Genomic DNA, 645 nt, shown 5'->3' on the forward strand with positions numbered 1-645 from the left:
TCAGCGTGACCCACGAAGGCAAGCAGCCGCAGGTGCTTGAGGAGTCGGCCGACAGCCAGGCCGAAGACGGCTTCAGCCAAGGCTACCGCAACCGCTTCAGCGCCATCCCCTGGGACGTGTTCTACCGTCCACCGCTGGTCACGCGTAAATCGCGACTGGTCAGCCAGACCGCCCGTGTCACCGGACCTGAAGGCGAAGAAATCTTTTGCGATGAACATGGCCGGGTCAAAGTCGAGTTCCATTGGGACCGCGCCGAGCTGAACAGCGACAAGAGCAGTTGCTGGCTACGGGTGTCGTCCAGCTGGGCTGGAGAGGGCTTTGGCGCGGTAACCATTCCGCGCATCGGCATGGAAGTGGTGGTGACCTATCTGGAGGGTGACCCCGACCAGCCATTGATCACCGGGTGTGTGCCTAACACGCGCACACCGCTGCCATACCCGTTACCGGCGAACAAGACCAAAACCGTGCTGCGCAGCCGCAGTACGCCGGGCAGCAGTGGCTACAACGAACTGTCGATAGAGGACCGCAAAGGCCAGGAGCTGATCTACCTGCGCGCGCAGCGTGACCTGGCGCAAAAGATCGCGAATGACAGCCGCTTGGAAGTCGGTAACGAACGCCGGGAAACCATCAAGGGCAACAGCATCG

1 protein-coding gene is annotated in these 645 nt (G+C 61.7%); it reads left to right on the plus strand.

The window, feature by feature from the left end; all coding sequences use genetic code 11:
* A partial coding sequence (tssI, locus tag C6382_RS23730; RefSeq protein WP_146146931.1) for a type VI secretion system tip protein TssI/VgrG occupies positions 1 to 645 on the plus strand: 645 nt, incomplete at both ends.

It is taken from the genome of Pseudomonas sp. BBP2017, assembly GCF_003024385.1.
Classification (GTDB): Bacteria; Pseudomonadota; Gammaproteobacteria; order Pseudomonadales; family Pseudomonadaceae; genus Aquipseudomonas.